The following is a 1,202-nucleotide window of genomic DNA, read 5'->3' as shown; positions in this document are numbered from 1 at the left end:
TGTAAACATCCCTGTTCTAGTTACACAGAAAATTAGAGTTTTCCGCCCGTTGGTGTTTCGCCAAATACTCCCATGGCGTCAGATCCTCCAGTGAGTCGTGGGGGCGCTCATCGTTGTATTCCGTCATCCAGGATTCGGTCAGCTCCCGAACTTCGGTGAGGTTCCTGAACACGTACATGTTCAGGATCTCGTCCCGGTAAGTTCGATTGAAACGCTCGATATAGGAATTCTGGGTTGGTGTTCCTGGCTTGATAAATTCCAGGGCAACTCCGTTATCTTCAGCCCAGTCTGCCAACGCCATAGAGATGAATTCAGGGCCGTTATCCATGCGCAGTTTGGCCGGATAGCCTCGCCAGGCGATAATACGTTCCAGAACCCGAATGACCCTCGGGGCTGGCAGGTTCAGATCGATCTCGATGGCCAGCACCTCCCGATTAAAATCGTCCACCACGTTAAAGGTGCGGAACCGGCGACCGCAAAATAGGCTGTCGCTCATGAAATCGACGGACCAACACTGGTTGATGGTTGAAGGCACGCTCAACGGTTCGGGGTTCCGTGTTGGGAGCCGCCTTTTACTTCGACGTCGCTTGTTCAGGCTCAGTGCACAGTAAAGTCGGTGCACCCGCTTATGATTCCAGCCATATCCCCACCGTCTCAGCACTTTGAACAGTTTGCTGAAGCCATAGGCGGGATAACGTTCAACTGCGCTCTGAAGGGCAGCGATCACTGGCGTGTCTCTAGACGTGTCTGGACGGTATCGATACACCGAGTCACTAATGCCAGCGATCCTGCAGGCCCGGCGTGTCGTGACGCCATGAACTTGCTTGAGGTAATCAACCAACTCTCGTCGAACCGCCGGCTTTACAGCTTTTTTTCGATGACGTCCTTCAGCAACTTGTGGTCGAGACTGAGCTCGGCGTACATCTGCTTCAGGCGGCGGTTCTCCTCCTCCAGCTCCTTGAGACGTTTCACATCGGAGGCTTCCATGCCACCGTATTTGGACTTCCAGTTGTAGTAGGTCGCATCGGAGATGCCGTATTCTCGACACACTTCCTTGACCAAACGGCCGCCTTCGACCTCTTTCAGGATCTTGACGATCTGCGACTCGCTATAGCGTGATTTTTTCATGTCGTTCTCCATTTGCCTCATTGTAGGCCGAAGAACTCTAATGATACATGCACCGATTTTAGGGGATGGTTACA

At 52.7% G+C, this 1,202-nt stretch carries 1 protein-coding gene; it reads right to left on the bottom strand.

Translation table 11 applies throughout. The annotated features are described in order from the left end of the window. Nucleotides 1–16 precede the first annotated feature (16 nt). Nucleotides 17–1,128, bottom strand: a protein-coding gene (locus ACLEIV_RS16825) for an IS3 family transposase (RefSeq protein WP_410457778.1) whose coding sequence is annotated in 2 segments (ribosomal slippage) — nucleotides 17–867 and nucleotides 867–1,128 — 1,113 coding nt in all. Because the reading frame shifts where the segments join, the coding sequence is not laid out codon by codon here. Nucleotides 1,129–1,202 lie beyond the last annotated feature (74 nt).

The sequence above is a fragment of the Oceanisphaera submarina genome, from assembly GCF_046521305.1.
Taxonomy (GTDB): Bacteria; Pseudomonadota; Gammaproteobacteria; order Enterobacterales; family Aeromonadaceae; genus Oceanimonas; species Oceanimonas submarina.
This window is presented reverse-complemented; position numbering and strand designations above follow the sequence as displayed.